The sequence below is a fragment of the Kribbella speibonae genome, assembly GCF_004331375.1.
Classification (GTDB): Bacteria; Actinomycetota; Actinomycetes; order Propionibacteriales; family Kribbellaceae; genus Kribbella; species Kribbella sindirgiensis.
Window position 1 is genome coordinate 237,895 of sequence record NZ_SJKC01000009.1, and the last position, 20,599, is coordinate 258,493.

The 20,599-nt window shown below is 69.0% G+C and carries 23 protein-coding genes; 12 read left to right on the forward strand and 11 right to left on the reverse strand.

The features are described from left to right. Positions 1 to 12 precede the first annotated feature (12 nt). Together E0H92_RS42045 and E0H92_RS42050 are read left to right on the forward strand one after the other, a co-directional pair. On the forward strand, positions 13 to 1,182 hold the full coding sequence (locus tag E0H92_RS42045) for an NAD(P)/FAD-dependent oxidoreductase (RefSeq protein WP_131500228.1): 1,170 nt from the start codon (positions 13 to 15) through the stop codon (positions 1,180 to 1,182). Then, the gene (locus E0H92_RS42050; RefSeq protein WP_131500229.1) at positions 1,182 to 2,108 is read left to right on the forward strand and encodes an ornithine cyclodeaminase family protein; all 927 of its coding nucleotides are present in this window, start codon (positions 1,182 to 1,184) and stop codon (positions 2,106 to 2,108) included. Before E0H92_RS42045 ends, E0H92_RS42050 begins: the two co-directional genes overlap by 1 nt. A 135-nt stretch (positions 2,109 to 2,243) precedes the next feature. On the opposite strand, the gene E0H92_RS42055 is transcribed toward E0H92_RS42050, so the two are convergent. From E0H92_RS42055 to E0H92_RS42070, 4 genes are all read right to left on the reverse strand, one after another. After that, the gene (locus E0H92_RS42055) at positions 2,244 to 2,987 is read right to left on the reverse strand and encodes an SDR family NAD(P)-dependent oxidoreductase (protein ID WP_131500230.1); all 744 of its coding nucleotides are present in this window, start codon (positions 2,985 to 2,987) and stop codon (positions 2,244 to 2,246) included. After that, positions 2,984 to 3,463, reverse strand: a complete 480-nt coding sequence (locus E0H92_RS42060; protein WP_165550271.1) for an SRPBCC domain-containing protein — start codon at positions 3,461 to 3,463, stop codon at positions 2,984 to 2,986. The genes E0H92_RS42055 and E0H92_RS42060 overlap by 4 nt, the downstream gene beginning before the upstream one ends. Next, positions 3,460 to 3,774, reverse strand: coding sequence for an ArsR/SmtB family transcription factor (locus E0H92_RS42065; protein ID WP_238173826.1), 315 nt, complete (start codon positions 3,772 to 3,774; stop codon positions 3,460 to 3,462). Before E0H92_RS42065 ends, E0H92_RS42060 begins: the two co-directional genes overlap by 4 nt. 75 nt (positions 3,775 to 3,849) lie before the next feature. Then, entirely contained in the window at positions 3,850 to 4,491 is a 642-nt protein-coding gene (locus E0H92_RS42070) for a hypothetical protein (RefSeq protein WP_131500233.1), read from the reverse strand. A 189-nt stretch (positions 4,492 to 4,680) separates the two neighbouring features. Here E0H92_RS42070 and E0H92_RS42075 point away from each other — a divergent pair, with 189 nt between their 5' ends. After that, positions 4,681 to 5,727, forward strand: a complete 1,047-nt coding sequence (locus tag E0H92_RS42075) for an iron-siderophore ABC transporter substrate-binding protein (protein ID WP_131500234.1) — start codon at positions 4,681 to 4,683, stop codon at positions 5,725 to 5,727. A gap of 18 nt (positions 5,728 to 5,745) precedes the next feature. Here the strand turns inward: E0H92_RS42075 and E0H92_RS42080 are convergent, their stop codons facing one another. Together E0H92_RS42080 and E0H92_RS42085 are read right to left on the reverse strand one after the other, a co-directional pair. Continuing rightward, positions 5,746 to 7,083: an aromatic amino acid lyase gene (locus E0H92_RS42080; RefSeq protein ID WP_131500235.1), complete on the reverse strand. Its 1,338-nt coding sequence runs from the start codon at positions 7,081 to 7,083 to the stop codon at positions 5,746 to 5,748. Further along, a complete protein-coding gene (locus tag E0H92_RS42085) occupies positions 7,083 to 8,096 on the reverse strand; it encodes an ornithine cyclodeaminase family protein (RefSeq protein ID WP_131500236.1) in 1,014 nt (337 codons plus the stop codon). The genes E0H92_RS42080 and E0H92_RS42085 overlap by 1 nt, the downstream gene beginning before the upstream one ends. A gap of 63 nt (positions 8,097 to 8,159) precedes the next feature. Between E0H92_RS42085 and E0H92_RS42090 the strand changes: the two genes are divergently transcribed. Next, entirely contained in the window at positions 8,160 to 8,864 is a 705-nt protein-coding gene (locus tag E0H92_RS42090; protein ID WP_131460706.1) for a YqeB family protein, read from the forward strand. 34 nt (positions 8,865 to 8,898) lie between these two features. On the opposite strand, the gene E0H92_RS42095 is transcribed toward E0H92_RS42090, so the two are convergent. The 3 genes from E0H92_RS42095 to E0H92_RS42105 form a co-directional block, all read right to left on the reverse strand. Next, positions 8,899 to 9,276 (reverse strand): pilus assembly protein CpaE, encoded by a 378-nt coding sequence (locus tag E0H92_RS42095; protein WP_238152587.1) that lies wholly within the window; start codon positions 9,274 to 9,276, stop codon positions 8,899 to 8,901. A 97-nt stretch (positions 9,277 to 9,373) separates the two neighbouring features. Then, positions 9,374 to 9,754: a hypothetical protein gene (locus tag E0H92_RS42100; RefSeq protein WP_131500237.1), complete on the reverse strand. Its 381-nt coding sequence runs from the start codon at positions 9,752 to 9,754 to the stop codon at positions 9,374 to 9,376. 19 nt (positions 9,755 to 9,773) lie between these two features. Next, complete coding sequence (locus E0H92_RS42105) at positions 9,774 to 10,490, reverse strand: M15 family metallopeptidase (protein WP_131500238.1); 717 nt, start codon at positions 10,488 to 10,490, stop codon at positions 9,774 to 9,776. Positions 10,491 to 10,666: 176 nt separating this feature from the next. Here E0H92_RS42105 and E0H92_RS42110 point away from each other — a divergent pair, with 176 nt between their 5' ends. Beyond that, a complete protein-coding gene (locus E0H92_RS42110; protein ID WP_238152561.1) occupies positions 10,667 to 12,025 on the forward strand; it encodes a sensor histidine kinase in 1,359 nt (452 codons plus the stop codon). Further along, positions 12,004 to 12,792, forward strand: coding sequence for a response regulator (locus E0H92_RS42115; RefSeq protein WP_275670136.1), 789 nt, complete (start codon positions 12,004 to 12,006; stop codon positions 12,790 to 12,792). Before E0H92_RS42110 ends, E0H92_RS42115 begins: the two co-directional genes overlap by 22 nt. Positions 12,793 to 12,940: 148 nt before the next feature. On the opposite strand, the gene E0H92_RS42120 is transcribed toward E0H92_RS42115, so the two are convergent. Then, entirely contained in the window at positions 12,941 to 13,918 is a 978-nt protein-coding gene (locus E0H92_RS42120) for a helix-turn-helix transcriptional regulator (protein ID WP_131460711.1), read from the reverse strand. 61 nt (positions 13,919 to 13,979) lie between these two features. Here E0H92_RS42120 and E0H92_RS42125 point away from each other — a divergent pair, with 61 nt between their 5' ends. Both E0H92_RS42125 and E0H92_RS42130 read left to right on the forward strand, forming a co-directional pair. Further along, the gene (locus E0H92_RS42125; protein WP_131500240.1) at positions 13,980 to 15,146 is read left to right on the forward strand and encodes an epoxide hydrolase family protein; all 1,167 of its coding nucleotides are present in this window, start codon (positions 13,980 to 13,982) and stop codon (positions 15,144 to 15,146) included. After that, positions 15,143 to 16,237 (forward strand): winged helix DNA-binding domain-containing protein, encoded by a 1,095-nt coding sequence (locus E0H92_RS42130; RefSeq protein WP_131500241.1) that lies wholly within the window; start codon positions 15,143 to 15,145, stop codon positions 16,235 to 16,237. The genes E0H92_RS42125 and E0H92_RS42130 overlap by 4 nt, the downstream gene beginning before the upstream one ends. On the opposite strand, the gene E0H92_RS42135 is transcribed toward E0H92_RS42130, so the two are convergent. Next, positions 16,234 to 16,608: an MmcQ/YjbR family DNA-binding protein gene (locus tag E0H92_RS42135; protein ID WP_131460714.1), complete on the reverse strand. Its 375-nt coding sequence runs from the start codon at positions 16,606 to 16,608 to the stop codon at positions 16,234 to 16,236. The two genes, E0H92_RS42130 and E0H92_RS42135, sit on opposite strands and share 4 nt — an antisense overlap. A 43-nt stretch (positions 16,609 to 16,651) precedes the next feature. Between E0H92_RS42135 and E0H92_RS42140 the strand changes: the two genes are divergently transcribed. Genes E0H92_RS42140 through E0H92_RS42155 form a run of 4 tightly spaced genes read left to right on the forward strand, consistent with a single transcriptional unit; the run spans position 16,652 to position 20,561 of the window. Next, complete coding sequence (locus tag E0H92_RS42140) at positions 16,652 to 17,722, forward strand: alpha/beta hydrolase (RefSeq protein WP_131500242.1); 1,071 nt, start codon at positions 16,652 to 16,654, stop codon at positions 17,720 to 17,722. Then, positions 17,682 to 18,428, forward strand: coding sequence for an esterase family protein (locus E0H92_RS42145; RefSeq protein WP_131500243.1), 747 nt, complete (start codon positions 17,682 to 17,684; stop codon positions 18,426 to 18,428). The genes E0H92_RS42140 and E0H92_RS42145 overlap by 41 nt, the downstream gene beginning before the upstream one ends. 26 nt (positions 18,429 to 18,454) lie before the next feature. Continuing rightward, entirely contained in the window at positions 18,455 to 19,690 is a 1,236-nt protein-coding gene (locus E0H92_RS42150) for an ATP-grasp domain-containing protein (RefSeq protein WP_131500244.1), read from the forward strand. 4 nt (positions 19,691 to 19,694) lie between these two features. Beyond that, complete coding sequence (locus E0H92_RS42155; protein WP_202874107.1) at positions 19,695 to 20,561, forward strand: amidohydrolase family protein; 867 nt, start codon at positions 19,695 to 19,697, stop codon at positions 20,559 to 20,561. The last annotated feature ends 38 nt before the right edge of the window (positions 20,562 to 20,599 follow it).

Below are 20,599 nucleotides of genomic sequence, written 5' to 3' on the forward strand. Positions count from 1 at the left end.
GCCTGATGTGTCATGCGATCGGATCTGCCTGAGTCGGCCGAGGTGGTGATTGTCGGCGGTGGCGTGATGGGGACGAGTATTGCCTTCCATCTGGCGGAGGCCGGCGTGCGCAATGTGCTGTTGCTCGAGAAGGGCCAGCTCGGCTCGGGGTCGACATGCAAGGCGGCGGGTGGGGTACGAGCAAACTTCTCCGACGAGGTGAACATCGCGCTGGGTGCGCGCAGTCTTGAGGCCTTTGCACGGTTCGGCGTACGGCCTGGGCAGGAGATCGATCTGCATCGGGTCGGGTACCTGTTCTTGCTGGACAGTGCCGAGCAGGTCGAGCATTTCCGCGAGAGCACCGAACTGCAGAACAGGCTGCAGGAAACCGCTGGCCGGCCGACCCGGATGATCCCCGTCGACGAGGCCGTCGCGCTGGCGCCCATCGTCGCGCCGGATGGCCTGGTCGGGGCCTGCTTCTCGCCGACCGCGGGGCATTGCACGCCGGAGTCCGTCGTACTGGGCTATGCGTCGGCCGCCCGCCGTCTCGGGGCGCGCCTGATCACCGGGTGCGAGGTCCTGGGGATCGATGCGGTGGGCAACCAGATCTCGGTGGTGCGGACCAACCGCGGAGAGGTTCGCACCGGGACGGTGATCTGTGCGGCGGGCGCCTGGTCCGCGCAGCTCGGGGAGCTGGTCGGGGTCGACCTTCCGGTCGTCCCGCTGCGGCGGCAGATCGTCGTCACAGAGGCGATCGCCGGCCTCCCGGCCGGGTTGCCGATGACGATCGACTTCGGTACGACGTTCTACTTCCATCGCGAAGGCCCCGGGCTCCTGGTCGGCATGTCCGATCCCGACGAGGAGCCCGGGTTCCACCTGAACCGGACGGAGACGTGGATCCCTCGGCTGACCGAGGCGATGGCACGACGCGCGCCATCGCTGTTGGACGTCGGGCTGACTGGTGGATGGGCAGGTCTGTACGAGGTGACGCCCGACCACAACGCCCTGATCGGCGAGGCGGACACCACATCCCGATTCCTCTACGCGACCGGCTTCTCCGGCCACGGCTTCCTCCAGGGCCCCGCGGTCGGCGAGGTAATCCGCGACCTCTACCTGCACCGGGAGCCGTTCGTAGACGTCAGCCCCCTCAACGCCCGCCGCTTCGACCAGTCCAACTCCCGAGCCGAGCGAAACATCGTCTGATGACCCTCCTCCTGACTCGCTCGGACATCCTGCGGTCACTCCAGCTCCCCGCTGTCCTCGACGTGCTGCGCGCCGGATTCCGCGAGTCCGCCGACATCGAACCGCTTCGGATCCGCACCGACCTCCCCGGTCCCGGTACGGCGACCGCGCTCTTGCCGGGGCTGATCCCCGGCATCCCGGCCTACACCGTCAAGGTCAACGCCAAGTTCCCCGGGGCATCGCCCGCGTTGCGTGGCATCGTCTGCCTCCACGATCTGACCGACGGCTCGCTCCTTGCCGTCCTCGACAGCTCGACCGTTACTGCCTGGCGTACCGGCCTGGCGGCCGCCCTCGCAACCGACGTACTCGCAGGCACAGGGGTCGTCGGAGTGATTGGCGCTGGATCTCAGGCTGCGATGACAGTCACCGGGCTGGCCGCCCTCAGAGCGGTCGACCGGCTCGTGGTGCACGACCTGGATCCCGAACGGGCCGCGGAATTCCTTGTGCAGCAGGACATTCCGGTCACGGTTGCGAGCACCCCGCAGGAGGTGGCCGCGGAGGCGGACGTCATCGTGCTGGCCACCTGGTCCCGGGAGCCGCTACTCACGGCCCGCGATCTGCGGCCCGGTCTCCACCTCACCACCTTGGGTGCCGACGAGCCGGGGAAGATTGAGCTGTCCGCAGATCTACTCACTGCCGCACGGGTGGTTGTCGACGATCGCACGCTCGCCGCAGAGATGGGAGCCTTGGGCAACGTCGGCCTGCCGACCGACGCTGCAACCGCGACGTTCAAAGAGGTGCTGACCGGTGTCGCGCCGGGACGCCGATCAGCGGACGAGGTCACCGTGTACGCGCCCGTCGGACTTCCGTGGCAGGACCTCGCGATCGCCTGGCCGGTGTATCGGTCCGCGGTCGGACGCGGCCGGACGATCGACTTCCTGAGCTGAGCCCGCTCTGCCTGCAGCTCGACAGGTAGAGCACCGGTGAGACACCGTACGCAGGATCACCATCACGCTCAGGTGCACTACCCAGCCGACCGATACCTCCTGTCCAACTGCCGATGCATGCTGCCTGCGCGGGCATCAGTTGGCGACGGCGCCGGCGGTGAGGTTGAGGGCGGTGCCGGTGATGGAGGCGGCCCGGTCCGAGGCGGCGAAGGTGGCGATGGCGCCGACGTCGGCCAGGGTGGCGGCGCGGTTCAGCATTGTTTGGGCGGCGGTCTGCGCGGCGATCTCGCGACGGAAGTCCTCCGGGTAGGTGTCCGGGTTCGACTCCGGGATGCCGTTGGTCTGCAACGTGATCACCCGGATGCCGTGCGGACCGAGCTCACACGCCAGGCTGCGGCGCAACGCCTCGACGGCGCCGAACCCCGCCTGGAACGCGCCGAGGTTCGCCATCGGGTCGCCGTTCCCGCCGAAGGTCAGGATCACGCCGGAGCCCTGCTCGACCATGCGCCGGGCGGCCGCGCGGGACGTGAGGTAGAAGGTGCGGAGCATGTTTCGCACCGGCCCTTCGACGTCGGCGAGGGACATGTCGATCAGCGGCGTACCGAAGTGCTGCACATGGCCGATCAGATTGAACGAGATGTCGATCCGGCCGACCGCGGCGGCGTGGTCGTCGACCGATCGTTCGTCGAGGGCGTCCACGACCGCGATCTCGGTCTTGCCGCCCGCGGCGCGGATCTCGTCCGCGACCTTCTCCAGGCGTTCCGCCGTACGGCCGGCGAGGTGGACGGTCGCGCCTTCGGCCGCGAACGCCTTGGCCACGGCGCCGCCGATCGGGCCCGCCGCGCCGTACACGATCGCCTGTTTGTCGTTGAGCATCATGAGTGGGCCTCCTCGGCCAGTTCGGTGACGAGGTCGTCGAGTTGCTGCATCGAGGCGCGGATACCGCGCTCCATACCGCCGTCGACGTACTGGTCGCGGTCCTCGACCGCGAAGAACACGGTGTTCTGCGTCAGGGTGGTGACCCCGTCGGCCTCGTCGAAGGTGATCAGATTCAGGTAGACGGTTCCCGGCGCGTGGTCGAACTCGTACGTCTGCACGATCCGGTCCGGCGTCGGCTCCCCGTGGTACAGCCCGTGGAACACGTAGCCCTTGCCGTCGCCGTCGTAATGCGTCCACCGCCAGCGGCCGCCGTGCCGCGGGTCGAGCTGGTTCACGACCAGCTCGAGCCCGGCCGGACCCAGCCAGCGCTTCACCAGGTCGGGCTCGGTGTACGCGCGGAACAGCAGGTCCCGCGGCGCCCGGAACTCCCGGACGATGACGACCTGCGGTACCCCCGGCTCCGCGATGACCTTCACGACTCCCCCTGCAGGTCGTCGAGCAGATCGTCGAGACGGTCGAAGCTCTCCGCCCAGTAGGCGCGGTAGTCCATCAACCAGCCGACGGCCGCGCGGAGCGGTTCGGCCTCGAGGTGACTGAGCCGGGCCGTCGCACGTTGCGAACGGCTGATCAGCCCGGCGTTCTCCAGCACCTTCAGGTGTTTGGAGACGGCCGGCTGCGACATGCTGAACGGCGCCGCGAGCTCGGCGACCGTCGCGTCCCCGTGCTTGAGCTGGGTCAGGATCGCCCGGCGGGTCGGGTCGGCGAGCGCCGCGAAGACACCGGTCAACCCATCTTCATAACCAAGTGGTTTCAGAACCATATGGTTAAGAATGGGTGTGGACCGCCCGGTTGTCAACAGGGGTCAGGGCGTTTGCTCCCAGTTGGCCGGATCGCACCAGGCAGGGTCGATGCCGCGGTCGATGCAGTACTGCCGAAGGAGTTCCTCCCGTGTCGACGGGCGACTGGTCGGACGCGACGGCCTCGCGGTCGGCGTACTGGTCGTGCGTGTCGGCGTGGGCGTGGGTGTCGGCGTGGTCCGCTCGGTCTTCTTGGTCGCCGTCGGCTTGGTCGCAGTCGGCTTCCGGGTCGGCCGCGGCGTGGGGCGTTTGCTCGGCACCACAGTCGTCTGCGGCACGAGCGGCGGAGTAGACGTCGTCCGCGGTACGGCGGGACTCGTCGAGCTGACCGCCGGACTCGGCGATTCCTCGACGAAGGTCACGACCGCCGAATCATCCGGTCCGTTGAACTGGCCGATCATCAGCACCGCCCAGAGGTTGACGCCGGCGAACACGATCATCGCTGCCCCCGCGGCGTACGCAGCCCGGCGGGACGGAGCGCCGTACCGCCCGATCGGGCCGAGGACCGGCTCGCCCTTGGCGTCGACCCAGAACCGCCAGCCCTCCGGAGCCGGCGGCCAGGACGGATCCGGGCGCCAGGTCTTCGGCGGGATCCAGTTGCGCCGGGGCGGTGAAGGCCAACTCGGCGGCACCACGAACCGCTTCAAGAGAACTCCTCCACTCCACCGACGCCGATCCCCCGCACCAGGCCAACGACACAGCCCCGGCGCGGGCTACTTGCGACTTCGCCACGATCTGCGTGTCGGCTCGCTTTTTCGATCAACCCCCTCGCCTGATCCCGGTTTAGTCAGGTTAGGCTTACCTACATCTGACGCCTTTCGGAGGATCCAGCCGCCATGGCCCTGCCCCGTATCCGGTCCATCGCGGCCGTCGCGATCGCCGTACTCGCCCTGAGCGCCGGACTCGCCGCGTGCAGCCAGGACGACACCAAGGACTCCGCAGCGAGCACCGGCGACACCGCCGGATTCCCGGTGACGATCGACCACCTGTACGGCTCGACCACGATCAAGTCCAAGCCACAGCGGGTGGTGACACTCGGCGGCGGCGACATGGAGGCGGCCATCGCGCTCGGCGTCGTCCCGGTCGGGGGCGCCGACTGGTTCGGCAACACGCAGCTGCGCGGCTGGGTGAAGTCCGCGCTCGGCGACCGGCCGGCGCCGAAGCTGATCCAGTCCTACCAGCCGAAGTTCGAAGAGATCGCGGCACTGAAGCCGGACCTGATCCTGTACGTCAACACGATCAACGACAAGAAGGAGTTCGACACCCTGAACGCGATCGCGCCGACGATCGCGGCGCCGGCCGGGACCAAGAACGTGTACGGCGTCCCGTGGCAGGACCAGGTCCGCGAGATCGCGAAGGCGACCGGTACGTCGGCCGCGGGCGAGCAGGTCGTGAAGGACACCGAGACCCTGCTGACCGACACCGCGAAGGCCAACCCGGAGTTCGCCGGCAAGGTGATCACCGCGGGCGTGTACTCGGCGGACAGCCTGAACGCGTGGCTCCCGTCCGACCCGCGGATGCGGCTGCTGACCGCGCTCGGGTTCAAGACCAACCCGCAGATCGACGCGATGGAGAACGGCGACTTCTACGTCAAGATCTCCCCCGAGCTCACCCCCAAGCTGGACGCCGACGTGATCTTCATGGCCGCCCTGGACGGTGCCGGCAAACTCGACCCCGCGGTCGTCAACGACAAGATCTGGAACGCCCTACCAGCGGTCAAGTCCGGCCACGTCGCCTACTGGGGCGGCGCCCCAGTCATCAACACCGCCACCCCCAGCGGAGAATTCTCCAGCGCGATGTCCATCGGCGGCCCCCTCGGCATCAAGTACGCCCTACCCAAACTGACCCCAATGCTGAAGGACGCCCTCGCAGGCAAGAACTAAGGCCGCGTGGGGCGACTATCAGATGACGTCGGTCAGTAGGCGCGTGAGGTCCTCGCCGAAGGGGCGGTCGGCGTTGATTGGTGGGACGGCGGCGTCGACTGACCGCATCAGGCGTTGGAGGCCGGGCGGGATGTCGCGGGGTGAGAGGGCGAAGGCTTGCCGTACGGCGAGGAGTTCGCAGGCGGTTGTTTCGCGGGTTAGGCGGATCGCTTCGGCTAGGTTGCCGACTGCTTCCCACGAGAAGGTCTGTACGTCTTCCTGGCCGTTGGACGTCTCCGTCGTACTGATTGCTGTGGGCAACGTCAACCGGCGGAGCAGGTGGGTGGTCGCGACCGCGCGTTTGTGGACGGCTACCAGGCCGGCTTGAGGGCCTGGTTCGTGGGCGAGTTGGGCGGTGAGGCCGGTGACGCTGGGGTCGAGCAGGCGGTGCAGGCGGGCCGCTGAGACCTCGGCGGCATGGGCCAGCGCGGCCGTCAGCTGGTCGCAGTGCGCGGCGAGATCGATCCCATGAAACCCGGCGGTGCCGACGAACTCGCCGTCCAGGTACGCCGGTGAGTCCGTCACGCCGGCGAACGCCCGGTCCACCGCGTCATCCAAGTACCGCACGGTCCGCCGAACATGAGCGTTCACGTGCCCCGCGACCCGAAACGACACCGGCGCCTGCAAACTGCGCGGCTCCAGCTCGGGACCCGCCAGCTCGCGAAGCCGTGCGAGTTCGACGCCCAGTACGTCGTCCCCGCGCGCCGCGCCCGCCCGGTACGGATCCCGGTTGGCGCCGACGACCGCGATCGCTCCGGCCGCGACAGCGCTGAGGTGATCCGCCAAACCGCGCGCTCTGCTCAAGTGGAGCGCGGCTCGGCCGGTCGCGCCGGGAATGCCCGCCAGCAAGGCGATGCCTTCCTTCGGCCCGGGATCCAGGGAGGCGAAGGCGTGGGCGAGCGGGATGATCTCGCCTGCCGATCCGGCCCCTTCGGCGGGGATGTTCGGCAGTGGGCCATTGTTGATGAGGGCAACCAACTGGTGGAGCAGTTCGATCGAGACGGCCGCGTCGCCGGTGAGGAAGGTTCTCAGACGGCCGATCAGGACGGCGCGGGTTTCCTCCGGTGGGAGCCAGGGCGGGCCGCCGACGGCTCGGCCCAGCAGCAGGTTGCGTTGGTGGACGCGCTGCTCGTCTTCGGTCAGGCGGACCTTGCTCAGGTTGCCCATGCCGGTGTTGACGCCGTACACGGGCCGTCCGGCGCGGAGGGTATCGAGGGCAGCGGCGCGGATCGCGGCCAAGCGGTCGAGGAGGGCGGGCGCGAGCTCGATCGGCTCCGAGTTGGCAGGATCGACCTCAGCGGGATCGTTGACGATCATCAGTGGAACCGGAGCATGGTGCCTGCGTCGGCGGCTTCGGCTCGCCGGAGGATCAGGTGGGCGATGGCGACGTCCAGCAGGGACAGGCCGCGGTGCCAGAAGAGGGTGCGTTCGGCCTCGTTCTCACGGCCGGGTTTGCGGCCCGCGACGATCTCGCCGATCTCGGCGTACAGCGTGTCCGGCGACAGCCGCCCGCTGTCCACGTGCCGGCGCAGCGAACCGAACCGCCCGGACTGCGCCTCCCGCCAGTCGTCCACGACCACCTTGTCGATCACGTCCAGCAGATCGAGCTCGACCGCCGACACCGTCCCGTACGGTACGACGAACGCGCCCGGCCGGACCGTCGACGTACGGAGCAGCGGCTCGGGCTCGGTGAGGCGGGTGGCCTCGACGAGTACGTCGGCGCCGTCGAAGGCCTCCTCTGCGGTCGCGCACACCCGGACCGGCGTGGACAGTTCCGCGGAGAGTTCCGCGGCGAACTTCTCCCGCGATTCCGGCCGCCGCGAGGTCACCCGGATCTCGTCCAGGTCGAGCAGGTCGTCGAGCATCGTCACGTTCCACCACGCCGTGCCGCGGGCCCCGGCGTGCGCGAGGATCTTGCTGTCCCGGCGGGCCAGGTGGCGGGCGCCGACGGTCGTCATCGCGCCGGTACGGGCCGCGGTGATCATCGTCGCGTCGAGGACCGCGAGCGGTACTCCGGTGGTGGGGTCGAAGAGGGTCGCCATCGCGAGCTCGCTGGGCAGACCCTTCTGGTAGTTCGGGACGAAGTCGCCGACCACCTTCACGCCGCTGATCCCGTGCTCACCGAGGCCGTCGAGGTGCCCGCGCAGGACGTTGAAGTGGCCGATCCCGCCGTTGTTCGGCATCAGGTGCATGCGCGGCTCGAAGCTCGTCCGGCCCTCGCCGTGCTCGCGGACCGCGTCCTCCACGGCGTCCACGATCTCCAGCCTGGTGAGCCCCAGTTCGTCGATGTCGGGGCCGCTGAGGAAGCGCAGCCAGATCCCGTCCGTCACGTGGCTCCTTCGGTTGCCGTCGGTCGATACTTTAGTTTCCGGCCGTCACGCTACGTTCGGTCCATGGGGTCTACGACTGCGGATCGCACGGTGATCGGCCACTCCGCGACGGACAAGGCGGTGCTGTTCGGCGGGCTGCCGCTGGCCGGGCTGGTGCTCGGGTTCTTCCTGCCGCGGATCGCCGACTGGGCGGCCGGGCGGGAGTGGGTGCCGTTCCAGGGTCCGCTGAAGCTGATCGGGGCGTGGGACAGCTGGTGGGTCGTGGTGATCTGCGTGGCCGTCGGGCTGGCGGGCGGCGTACTGCTGGCCGGGATGGCGCTCGACGACACCTTGAAGGTGACGATCACCAGTCAGTCGGTCGAGTTCCTGAAGAACCAGAAGACCGTGACGGTGCCGCGGGTGAAGGTCGCGGTGGCGTTCCTGGACGGGAAGGAGATCGTCCTCCAGGACGCGGCGTCCCGCGAGCTGGCGCGGGAGAAGCACGACCAGCTGAAGTCCGAGGCTAAGCGGATCCCGATGGCGTTCCGGACGCATGGTTACCCGTGGTCGGATTCTGGTGACCCGCATGAGTCCGAGTTTCGGCGGTGGGTCGAGGGGGATCCGGATGTCTCGCCGGCGGCCAACGCGCTGCTCCGGGCTCGGTCCAAGGCGTTCGATCAGGGTGACAAGGGGAAGGCCGACTTGCGGGAACTCCGCAACGACCTGGCCAACCTCGGTTACAGCGTGAAGGACAAAGACAAGAAGCAGTACTGGCGGACCACGCCCTAGAAAGGAACGAGGGGTGGGGGTGGCGGGCGGTGCCTTAAGCGTCGAGTAGGTGGATGACTGCTTCGGCGTAGGCCTGTTCGGCGTCTTCGGAGGTGTGGGTGCTGTTGGTGAGGGTTACTCGGTAGCCGTCGGGGGTGGATTCGAGGGACTGGAAGTACGAGCCGAGGAGAGCGCGGAGTTGCTCCTCGCGGGGGAGCCACACGACCTCACGTTGCTCGATGCTGTCCAGGGCCCACTCGGTGGTGCCGTTGAAGCCGATCACCTTGCTGCCCTGGTAGTCGTGCACCTCGACGGTCATGTCGCTCACCACGAACACGTCCTCGTCCATGTCCCGGTCCGGTACGACGAAACGATCCCCGGCCGCGGGTGTCCACAGCACCCCGGCCTTGCGCAGTCGTCCGGCCTGCTCCATCGTGATCACCCCTCCATCCTCCCCACGGCACGCAAACCCCGCAGGTCCACGCGAGCCGCGAGCACCCCTTGGTGCGGCTCGCGTGGGGAGGGCGAGGTCAGCGGGCGAGGGCGGTGCGGAGCTCTTCGGCGCGGTGCGCGATGCGGTCGCGGCACTCGGTGGTGAGCGGCAGATCGATCAGTGCGGTCGCCTGCAGGTGGCTGAGGGTGAACTCCTCGCGCAGACGTCGTACGGCGGTCGCACGGTCGGCGGAAGTCCGCAGTACCGCTGCCACCTCGTCACGACGCTCGAACGCGGCCAGTACGCCGTCGTAGATCTCCAGCTGCGTGTGCGCAGAGCGATCCGGCTCCGCCGTCGTCCGCTCGGCCCGGTCCGAAGCGTTGTCGCCGGTCCGGATCACCTGGCGCCACAAGGCGGGTACGGCGAGCCGGGCGCGGGTGTAGCGCCGGGTGAGGGGCTGTGCGTAGGTCATGGTCATCTCGGTTTCCCCCTTGTGATCAATCTGCCTTGGCCACCGCGTGCGGTTCTCGCGGCGGGCACTTCTTGCCGGGCGTTGTGAGCGCCTCGAAGTGCCAGGGTTCGTTGTCGTACCGGCGGCACACGCCGTACCGCCAGCCGTTCTTGTTCAGCCAGGTCATGGCGGCCGCCGGACCGATGTCGACGGCCTTGCCCTGCACGTGGGCGGAGTACTTCGGCGGCAGCACCCAGCGCGTCGCCAGCTTGTAGGACCCGTACTTCTTGATCGCCTCGTTCAGCAGGCGCTGCTGCTTCGCCGCGCTGCGCCGGCCGGACGTGATGCTGATCCGGACGCCGTCGGCCTTCGCGGCCGCGATCGCCTTCGTCAGCCGTGACTTCAGCTTCGGCGACAGCCCGTCGATGCTCTCCTCACGAGAAACCGGCGTCGGCTTCTTCGTGGGCTTCTTGGAGGGCGTCGTTGTGGTCTTCGGCGGCGTGGTCGGCGTCGTCCGGGTCGTCGTACGGCGGGACGGCGTCGGGCTCACCAGCCGCGTGGTGGTGGGCGGGCCGCCGATCGCGGGCGCGCCGACGGTCGAGACCACCGGCTCCTTGTCCGCACCCAGGCCCAGTACCTCGCCGACCTGCGCGTGCCACAGCAGCAGCCCGCCGGCGACAGCACCGACCCCGACCACTCCGATCACGGACAGCAACCGCGTCCGCGTCGCACCACTCCGACGCGGCGGCAGCTCGTGACTCATGGGGTACAGCCTTTCGGATCAGGGCGGTGGGCGCATCGGTCCCAGGGACCGTTCTCACGTCCCATCAGTAGCCCCTGAGTATCAGTTCGGACGCCGAGCCTCCTCCAAAAGTTGGAGAGACCGCCCCTCCGGGCAGATGAAGCTTTGGCAAACAGGGTCTGACTACGCTGGGCGACATGATGAGCGTCTGGCGCCGATTGTCGCAGGGGCAGCAGGATCTGCTGCTCGCGGCGCTCATCGGGCTGGTCTGGTTCGCCGTGCTGAACCTCATCAACGGCACCGGTCTGCGCCCGCACAACCCGGCCGTCTCGGTCGTCACGGGCGTCTTCCTGGTCGCCACGGTCGCCCTCGTGCGGCGGATTCCGCGCACGATGCTCCTGGCCGTCTCGGTGCTGTACCCGTTCCTGTACGCCGCGGCGGGCACCGGGCTCGCGGCGCAACTCGGCCTCACGATGTTCGGTCAGCCCGAGATCAGCGACGCGGCACTGCAGTCGGAGATCCACCTGGTCCCGCTGCTCGTCGTCGGGTACCTGGCGGCGTCGGCCGGCGTACGGCGCTTCACGTGTCTGTTCTTCACGATGGGCAGCCTGGCCGGGTTGATGATCGGGCTGCCGGCCGTGGTCGCGATCGTCCTCAGCCACGTCAACCGCGACATCCTGCGCGGCGACCGGTACCAGAGCCTCCCGCGGGACGTGCCGAGCCTGTACTCGTACATCGACGTGTCACTGTTCGTGTTCGCGGAGGCACTGATCTGCGGCATGGTGCTGCTCGGCGCGGACGCCCGCCGGCGCCGGAAGTCGGTCGCCCTGCTCGAACAGCGGAACGCCGAACTGGTCCGGCTGCGCGCGGTGGAGGCCGAGCGGGCCGCGGTCGCGGAGCGGACCCGGATCGCCCGCGACCTGCACGACGTGATCTCGCATCACGTGAGCGCGGTGGTGATCCGGGCGCAGGCGGCGGACCGGGTGGCCGACGAGCGGCCCGAGGTACTGCGGGAGGCGATCCGCTGGATCATTGCCAGCGGCAAGGAGGCGCTGACCGCGATGCGGGAGACCGTCCGGGTGCTGAACACCGCGTCGCCGCAGGTCGCCGGCGACACCGGGTCCGGCGGCGGCACCGCGCCGGTGCCGGACCTGGCCGATGTGGCGCGGATGGGTGAGCGGCTGAAGGCGGTCGGGATCGACGTCACGATGGAGTTGCCGCCACGGCAACGACAGCTCACCTCGGCGACCGATCTGACCGCGGTCCGGATCATCCAGGAGGCGCTGACGAACGTGATGGTGCACGCCAAGGCGAGCGCGGCGCGGGTGACCTGGCAGAGTGGACCGCAGGGCGAGCTGCTGACCATCGACGACAACGGCAACGGCGGGCCGCCGCCGGTGAACGTGCTGGAAACCGCGCGCCGCAAGGAGAGCGGCCGCGGCAACGGACTGATCGGGATGCGGGAACGGGCCACAGCGGTCGGCGGGACGCTCGCCGTCGCGGCCGGCCCCCTGGGTGGATGGAGAGTGCAGGCGTGGTTACCCCCGCAGAACTGACCGGAGCGGCCGGCGCAGCCGGAGCGGACAGCGGCCAGATCCGGATCCTGGTGGCCGACGACCAGGGCGTGATCCGGATGGGCCTGGCGATGATCCTCGACCACGAGCCGGATCTGACCACGGTCGCGCAGGCCGAGAACGGCGAGGAGGCGCTCCGGCTGATCGAGCAGCACGACCCGGACGTCGTCCTGATGGACATCCGGATGCCGGTGATGGACGGGCTGGTCGCCACCGAGCGGATCACGACCGCGAACCGGGAGGCCGGCCGCGCGCGTCCCGCCGTACTGGTGCTGACCACGTTCGACGACGAGGCCTACGTACTGGCCGCGGTTCGCGCCGGGGCGTCCGGGTTCCTGTTGAAGGACACCGATCCGGATCTCCTGGTCTCCGCCGTACGGGCGGTGCATCGGGGCGACTCGCTCGTCGATCCGGCCTCGACCCGCGTGCTGCTCGAGCGCTGTATGGAACTCGAGCGTCAGGTCGACGGCGGTACGGCGATCAGCGCGCCGGCGCAACCGGATGCGCGCTGGGCCGGGCTGCTGTCCCACCTCAGCGAACGCGAGCGCGAGATCCTGGTCTGGATGGCCCGCGGACTGTCCAACCGGGACCTGGCGACCAAGTTGTTCGTCAGCGAGACGACGGTCAAGACCCACGTGAGCTCGGTGCTGTCGAAGCTCGGCCTGTCCAGCCGGGTCCAGGCCGTCGTGGTCGCCTACGAGGCCGGGGTCGTGCGGCCGGGCGAAGCTGATGTGCGCTGGGAATCCTAGGTAAACAACAAGACCCCGACGGCCACCACGGCCAGCAGAATCACCACGGTCACAGCTTGGCTCAGCACCGACGCCTTCTGGCGCCGGGGTAGGAAATCCCCAGTCATGCTTCAAGAGTTGCTCGCGGCAACGGCGTACCCATCGGCCGTCAGGATGGTTCTGGTCTACTACCTGAGGATGAGGCCGCGCGGTGCAGCCGGTCGGCGAGTGCGGTGAGGGCGGCCGACAGCTCCGGCGCGTCGATGACCTCGAAGTCGACGTCCAGCAGACCGAGGTAGAGGCTGAGCATGTGCGGCGTGTCCGAGCCGACCTTGATCTGGCACCGGTCCGGACCGAGCTCCTCGACGTCGACGGGCAGCGGGAGTTTGGCGCGGACGACGGCGGCGGGCGCGTACAGCAGCACGCGGGCGTGGTACCGCCAGGTCGCGGTGCCGACGCCGCGCTGCAGCCTGGCGGTGACCTCGGCCTCGGGCAGCTCCCGGGGAGTGAACCGCGGGCCGCCGGGGATCTTCGGCGTGATCCGATCGACCCGGAACGTCCGCCAGTCGTCGCGCTCCGGATCCCAGGCGATCAGGTACCACCGGCGTCCCATCACGACCAGCCGGTGCGGCTCGACCTCCCGGCGGCTGGCCCGCCCTTCGTGGTTCGCGTAGTCGAAGCGGAGCCGGTGCTCGGAGCGGATCGCAGCCGCGATCGCGACCATCACGTCCGCGTCGACCGACGGCCCGGTGCCCGGTACGGCGAGAGTCGCCGACTGCAGCGCGCTGACCCGATGCCGCAGGCGCGGCGGCAGCACCTGCTCGAGTTTGGCGAGCGCTCGCATCGAGGTCTCGCCGATCCCCTCCACCCCTCCGATGGCGGCGGTACGCAGGCCGATCGCCACCGCGACCGCCTCCTCGTCGTCCAGCAGCAGCGGCGGCAACGCGGCACCGGCCCCGAGCCGGTAGCCGCCGGCGAGTCCTGGCGCGGCTTCCACCGGATACCCGAGCTGCCGCAGCCGGTCGACGTCGGTGCGGATCGTGCGGGTGGTCACTCCGAGCCGCTCGGCCAGCTCAGGACCGGCCCACAGCGCGCGAGCCTGCAGCAGGGACAGCAACCGGAGCAGACGAGCCGACGTGTTCAGCATTTCTCCAGCATGGCGGACATTGCGGAAGAAAGTCTTCCGCAATGGCTCCTACGGTCGAGGTATGACCAACACACAGGAGATCCGTCCGTTCCAGATCGCCATCGACGAGGCCGACCTGGCCGATCTGAAGTTCCGGCTCGAGCACACGCGCCGGCCGCGTCCGGTCCCGGGCGACGCCGAGGACTGGAGCCGTGGCATCCCCGGCGGCTACCTGCACGACCTCGCCGAGTACTGGCGTACGTCGTACGACTGGCGCAAGGCGGAGCAGGAGCTGAACCGCTTTCCGCAGTACACGACCGAGATCGACGGGCAGGTCATCCACTTCTTCCACGTCCGGTCCCCCGAGCCGGACGCGACTCCGCTGCTGATCACCCACGGCTATCCCGGATCGGCGGTCGAGTTCCTCCACCTGCTCGGGCCGCTCTCGGATCCGGTCGCGCACGGTGGCCAGGCCGCCGACGCCTTCCACGTCGTCGTACCGTCTCTGCCGGGGTTCGGGTTCTCGACGCCGTTGTCCGGCGGCGGCTGGGAGCTGGGGCGGACGACCGCGGCGTTCGCTGAGCTGATGACGCGGCTCGGGTACGAGCGGTTCGCGGCGCAGGGCGGCGACATCGGCGCCGGCATCACCGGGCACCTGGGCGCCACGGTGCCGGACCGGGTGATCGGCACGCATATCAACAGCGACCGGGGCACGCTCGCGCTGGCCGGGGAGTTCGTACCGCTGCCGGACGGCCTCGACGAGCAGGATCTCGCGGTCGTCCAGGAGGCCAAGGCGGCCTGGCAGGCGGGACGTGGCTATCTGGATCTGCAGAACCACACCCCGGACACGATCGCGGCAGCCCTGACCGACTCCCCGGTGGCGCAGCTCGCGTGGATCGCGGAGAAGTTCCAGCTGTGGACGGATCCGGCCAAGTCGCCCGAGGAGTCGGTGGATCGCGACCAGCTCCTGACACTGGTCAGCATCTACTGGTTCTGCCGCGCTGGCGCGAGCGCCGCCCGGTTCCTGTACGAGGCCGCGCACTCCGATCTCGGATGGGGCGCCAAGTCGTCCGTGCCGGCCGGATGGGCCGTCTTCAACAGCAGCCCGGTCGTTCGCCGCGTCGCCGATCCGGAGCGGCAGATCGAGCACTGGTCGGACTTCACCGAGGGCGGGCACTTCCCCGCGATGGAGTGCGGCGACCTGCTGGTCGAGGACGTGCGCGCCTTCTTCCGTACGCTGGCCCGATGAACGCATCGACCCGCGTGCTGAGCCGGCGGGAACTGAACCGTGCCACCCTCCGGCGTCAGCAGCTGCTGCGTCGGGAGGCCGGATCGGTCACCGAGTTGATCGAACGGCTGGTGGGCCTGCAGGCGCAGGCCCCGCTGGCGCCGTACGTCGCGCTGTGGTCGAGGCTCGAGGGCTTCGACCCGGACGAACTGTCCACGCTGATGACGTCGCGCCAGGTCGTTCGTGCCGGGCTGCTGCGATCCACGATCCATCTCGTCACCGCCGACGACTGCCTGATGATGCTGCCGCTCGTCCATCCGGTCGCGGACCGGGGTTTCCGCGGAGCGTTCGGTAAGCAGCTGGCCGGGGCCGATCTCGACGCCATCATTGCCTTTGGCACCGATTTGCTGAGCAGCGAGCCGTACAGCCGGAGCCGGCTGCGCGACGTGCTCGGCGAGCGCTGGCCGGACTGGGACGCGAACGCGATGGCGTACGCCGTCAGCTACCTGGCCGGCACCGTGCAGGTGACACCTCGCGGTGTGTGGGGCGAGACCGGTCCGGCCGCGCTGCAGACGATCGAGAGCTGGCTCGGCCGGGCACCCGACGCGGATCCGTCGATCGATGCGCTGGTGCTGCGGTACCTGGCGGCGTTCGGTCCGGCGAGTGTGGCCGACGTACAGATGTGGTCCGGGTTGACGCGGTTGCGTGAGGTCGTGGATCGGCTCCGGCCGGGGTTGCGCGTGTTCGCGGACGAGGACGGGCGGGAGCTGTACGACGTACCGGACGGGCCGCTGCCGGACGCGGACACGCCCGCGCCGGTGCGGTTCCTTCCGGAGTTCGACAATCTGCTGCTGTCGCACGCGGATCGGCGGCGGATCAACCCGGCCGGACGGCAGGTACCGCTGCCGCCCGGTAACGGCGCTGCGATGGGCACCGTCCTGATCGACGGCGACTACCGGGCCGACTGGCGTCACCACCGCGGCGCCGACCCGAGCCTGCGGGTCACCGCCCACGAGCCGCTCACCGCCGCCGAAACCGAAGCCGTCGAGGCCGAGGCCGTGGATCTGCTCGGTCTGATCGGCAGCCCGGACACGCCGGTGGTCGTGACCTAGACAGGGCCTTGGTCGCCGAAGTACTCGCGGCGGACCTTCTTCGGGACGCACAGCGCCCAGGCATCGAGGATCAGCTCGCGGAGTTCGTCGTAGTCGACGGCGGCCAGGTTGAGTTCGATCCACTGGAAGCGTTCGTCGGACGGACGCGGCGGGAGGAACTTGTCCGGCTCCGCGGCGAGGGCGGCGGCGCGTTCCTCGCGCGGGAAGCCGAGGCCGATGGTCTGCTCGTCGGCCGCGACCGCCAGGTAGACGATCTGGCCGACGCGGAACTTGATCCGGTCCCGGACCAGAACTTCGTAGCTGCGCGGGAGGTCCGCGGTGATTTCGCGGATATCGGTGAGATCGACCACCTTCCCACGATAGAACCTCATCACTGACAGCCTCTGTCAGTGTTTCCGTCGGTACCTTGGTCGGATGGTCGTGAGCGCAGTCGAAGGAGCCGAGGTGGTGTTCCGCCTCGGCGACGCTGCGCACACGTTTTCCGGAGTCCGGTTGTGGCAGGAGCTCGGGCTCCCGGGGGAGCTGCTCGAGTTCAAGCCGGTCGACTACGGCTGGGAGCTGCGGCTGCCGCGGCCCTCGGTGCACCGGATGGAGTACCTGTTCGACATCGCCGACCTCGGCATGCGGACCGATCCGACCAACCCGCGGGTGGTCGGCGGCGCATTCGGCGACCACTCGTGGCTGCCGCTGCCCGGGTACGTCGAGCCGGCCTGGATCGCCGTACCGCCTATTCCGTCCACGCTGACGCCGCTCACGGTCGACGCGCCCGTCGGGCCGGTCGACATCCAGGTGTGGGCTCCGGACGGGATCGCGCCCGGGTTCGAGTTGCCGTTGCTGCTGTCCCACGACGGTCCCGAGTTCGCGTCGTACGCCGGTTTGACGCAGTACGCCGGCGCGATGATCGGCTCCGGTGCGCTGCCGCCGTTCCGCCTGGCGCTGATCCGGCCGACGTCCCGGAACCTCTGGTACGCCGCGAACCCGCAGTACGCCCTGTCCCTGACGCAACACGTCGTACCGGCCGTGCGGGCGCAGTACCAGAGCCGGCGGCCCGTGCTGATGGGAGCGAGTCTGGGAGCGCTCGCCGCGCTGCACGCGGAATGGAACTTTCCGAACACGTTTTCCGGGCTGTTCCTGCAGTCCGGGTCGTTCTTCACGCCGGAAACCGATCCGCAGGAGTCGAAGTTCGAGTTCTACGCCCAGGTGACCGGGTTCGTCGCGCAGGTGCTCGCGGCAACCACAGCACCCAGTACGCCGCCGGTCGGGATCACCGCCGGGACGACCGAGGAGAACGTGCACAACAACCGGGTGATGGCCGCGCGGCTGGCCGAACTCGGGCTGGACGTCGTCCTCGACGAAACTCCGGACATGCACAACTTCACAGCCTGGCGGGATGTGCTGGATCCTGATCTGACGGAGCTACTGCGACGGACCTGGGGTGGGGCTGATGGAACGGGAGCAGGTCGAGTTGGAGGCGCCGGGGCTTGACCGCCGCGGAACGCTGATCCGGTACGGCCATTTCGGCCGCCCGGTGCTGGTCTTCCCGAGCGAGCAGGGACGCGCCTGGGACTACGAGAACAACGGCATGGTCGACGCGGTCGCGGACCTGATCGAGGACGGCCGGGTGAAGCTGTACTGCGTCGACTCCTACGACCACGTGAGCTGGTCCGACCGCAGTATCCAGCTCGAGGACCGGGCCCGCCGGCACGAGCTGTACGAGTCCTGGATCGTGAACCAGGTGGTGCCGACGATCGGGGCGGACTCACCGGGGGTCGGCGACATCATCACGACCGGCTGCAGCCTCGGTGCGTTCCACGCGCTGAACTTCGCGTTCAAGCGGGCCGACCTGTTCCCGGTCGCGATCTGCCAGTCGGGCAACTACGACGCGGCCAGTTGGCACGCGTGGGGCGAGCGTGGCGACGCGACGTACTTCAACAACCCGGCCGACTACCTGCCTGGGCTGTCCGGCGATCACCTGGAGTGGTTGCGCGGGAGGCTGTTCATCCTGCTCACGGTCGGTCAGGGTGACTGGGAGACCCACCCGACCGGCTCGCTGCCGTCCGCCCGCGCGACCGCCGCCGTGCTGAAGGAGAAAGGCATCCCGCATGAGCTGGATCTGTGGGGGTACGACGTAGCACACGACTGGCCCTGGTGGCGGCAGCAGATCGCCCATCATCTGCCCCGGTTCTGTTGAGGCCGCATCGAATTGAGGAGCGCCACGTGAGTGATAGATCGCGTCACCTGATCGGGTTGTTGCTCGGGGCCGAGGAGGACTGGCCGCAGGCGTTCGAGGCCTTGCTGCAGCGGGTCGGGCCGGTGACGATCGACGGGCACGAGCACGAGTTCGGGTCCCGGCGGCTCACCATCGAGCCGTTCGACCTCAACGATCCGGTCCGCGTCGGGCTGGTGATCGACCGGCTCGCGTACTGGTACTACCACCCGCGCGAATGGCTGAAGAAGGCCGCGCTGATGAACGGCACGTACCTGCTGAACTCCCCGTTCACGTTCCAGTCGATGGAGAAGCACTCGGCGTACTGCGCGATGCTCCGGCTCGGCCTGAAGATCCCGCGGACCGTGCTGGTGCCGTACAAGAACCCGGTCGACAACGTGCGCTGGGCATACACGTCGGCGACGTACAACCGGCCGTTCGACCTGGACGCGATCGCCGACGACCTCGGGTACCCGCTCTACATGAAGCCGTTCGACGGCGGCGGCTGGCGGGGCGTGTCCCGGATCAACAACCCCGACGACCTGCACCGCGCGTACGACGAGTCCGGCGAGATGCTGATGCACCTGCAGGCGACGATCGAGTACGACAAGTTCGCGCGGGCGCTGTCGATCGGCGCCGAGACGATGGTGATGGACTTCCGGCCGGACGAGCCGATGCACAACCGGTACGCCGTCTCGCACGACTTCCTCAGCCCGGCCGCCGGCCACGAGGCGGTCGCGATCAGCCGGATCGTGAACGCGTTCTTCGGCTGGGAGTTCAACTCCTGCGAGATGCTGGTCAAGGGCGACTCGGTGCACCCGATCGACTACGCCAACGCCTGCCCGGACGTCGCGGTCACGTCGCTGCACTACTACTTCCCGTGGGCGCTGAGCGCGCTCGTGAAGTGGTCGGTCTTCTGTCTCGCCACCGGCCGGCGCTCGTCGGTCGATCTGCACACGGACCGGTACTTCGAGATCGCCGACGACCCGTCGCTGGACTACGACGCCAAGCTGAACGCGTACCTCGCCCTCGCGGACGAGCACTTCGAAACCACGAAGTACCGCGAGTGGTGCGACGCCCACCTGGGCGACTTCGACCTCCGCGTCCGGGACTGGGTCGCCGGCCCCGACTTCGCCCGCATCCTCCAGGAGACCGTCGCCGCAACGTACCCACGGCACGAACAGGACAAGTTCATGGCCCACTTCAAGGGCCTCACCGACCTCTGGGTGGCCGATCAGGCAGGCTAGGGGCGTGCGTGACTCCGAAGTACCGGCATGGTGGCGGCGGCTTGGGCTCGATGGGCTGGTGGATGTGCATGTGCACTTCCTGCCGGATCGGGTGCTGAAAGCGGTCTGGGCGTACTTCGACCAGGCGTCCGAGCATTACGGGACCGAGTGGCCGATCACCTACCGGACGTCGGTGGAGGAACGGCTGAAGACGCTGGATTCGTTGGGGGTCCGGGCGTTTCCGGCGTTGGTCTACCCGCACAAGCCGGGGATGGCCGCCGGGTTGAACTCCTGGGCCCGCGACTTCGCTGCTGCGACGCCCGGCTGCGTGTCCAGCGGCACCTTCTTCCCGGAGCCTGACGCGGCCGACTACGTCCGATCGGCGTTGGAGCTCGGGACGCGGATCTTCAAGGTCCACCTCCAGGTCGGCGACTACGACCCCCGCACCGGCGAACTCGACGAGGTGTGGGGCCTGCTGGCCGAGGCCGCCGTACCGGTCGTCATCCACTGCGGCTCCGGCCCGATCCCCGGCCGCCACACCGGCCCTGGCCCGATCGGCGAGGTCCTCCGCCGCCACCCAGCTTTGACGGCGGTGATCGCACATCTGGGAATGCCGGAGTACGCCGAGCATCTCGCGCTCACGTCGTACCCGAACGTCCACCTGGACACGACGATGGCGCTCACGCCCTTCACCGAGAAGCTCATGCCCTTCCCCCGCGACCTGGTCCCCCGCCTGGCCGACGTCCAGGACCGGATCGTGCTCGGGTCGGACTTCCCCAACATCCCGTACGAGTACGCCGTTCAGCTCTCGTCCTTGGAAACCCTGGACCTGGGCGACGCCTGGCTGCGCGCGGTCTGCTGGGAGAACGGCGCTCGCCTACTCGGTTTGTGACTTGTTGCCTTTGACAAGATCCACAGGATGGTTCGGCT

Bases quoted from the DNA above. Each gene is read 5' to 3' on its own strand.
- E0H92_RS42095 (WP_238152587.1), bottom strand. From the start codon at position 9,276: ATGGAGCAGGCCGGACGACTGCGCAAGGCCGGGGTGCTGTGGACACCC.
- E0H92_RS42125 (WP_131500240.1), top strand. From the start codon at position 13,980: ATGACCAACACACAGGAGATCCGTCCGTTCCAGATCGCCATCGACGAG.
- E0H92_RS42145 (WP_131500243.1), top strand. From the start codon at position 17,682: ATGGAACGGGAGCAGGTCGAGTTGGAGGCGCCGGGGCTTGACCGCCGC.
- E0H92_RS42050 (WP_131500229.1), top strand. From the start codon at position 1,182: ATGACCCTCCTCCTGACTCGCTCGGACATCCTGCGGTCACTCCAGCTC.
- E0H92_RS42045 (WP_131500228.1), top strand. From the start codon at position 13: ATGCGATCGGATCTGCCTGAGTCGGCCGAGGTGGTGATTGTCGGCGGT.
- E0H92_RS42140 (WP_131500242.1), top strand. From the start codon at position 16,652: ATGGTCGTGAGCGCAGTCGAAGGAGCCGAGGTGGTGTTCCGCCTCGGC.
- E0H92_RS42055 (WP_131500230.1), bottom strand. From the start codon at position 2,987: ATGATGCTCAACGACAAACAGGCGATCGTGTACGGCGCGGCGGGCCCG.
- E0H92_RS42105 (WP_131500238.1), bottom strand. From the start codon at position 10,490: ATGAGTCACGAGCTGCCGCCGCGTCGGAGTGGTGCGACGCGGACGCGG.
- E0H92_RS42135 (WP_131460714.1), bottom strand. From the start codon at position 16,608: ATGAGGTTCTATCGTGGGAAGGTGGTCGATCTCACCGATATCCGCGAA.
- E0H92_RS42080 (WP_131500235.1), bottom strand. From the start codon at position 7,083: ATGATCGTCAACGATCCCGCTGAGGTCGATCCTGCCAACTCGGAGCCG.
- E0H92_RS42130 (WP_131500241.1), top strand. From the start codon at position 15,143: ATGAACGCATCGACCCGCGTGCTGAGCCGGCGGGAACTGAACCGTGCC.
- E0H92_RS42110 (WP_238152561.1), top strand. From the start codon at position 10,667: ATGATGAGCGTCTGGCGCCGATTGTCGCAGGGGCAGCAGGATCTGCTG.
- E0H92_RS42075 (WP_131500234.1), top strand. From the start codon at position 4,681: ATGGCCCTGCCCCGTATCCGGTCCATCGCGGCCGTCGCGATCGCCGTA.
- E0H92_RS42090 (WP_131460706.1), top strand. From the start codon at position 8,160: ATGGGGTCTACGACTGCGGATCGCACGGTGATCGGCCACTCCGCGACG.
- E0H92_RS42100 (WP_131500237.1), bottom strand. From the start codon at position 9,754: ATGACCATGACCTACGCACAGCCCCTCACCCGGCGCTACACCCGCGCC.
- E0H92_RS42120 (WP_131460711.1), bottom strand. From the start codon at position 13,918: ATGCTGAACACGTCGGCTCGTCTGCTCCGGTTGCTGTCCCTGCTGCAG.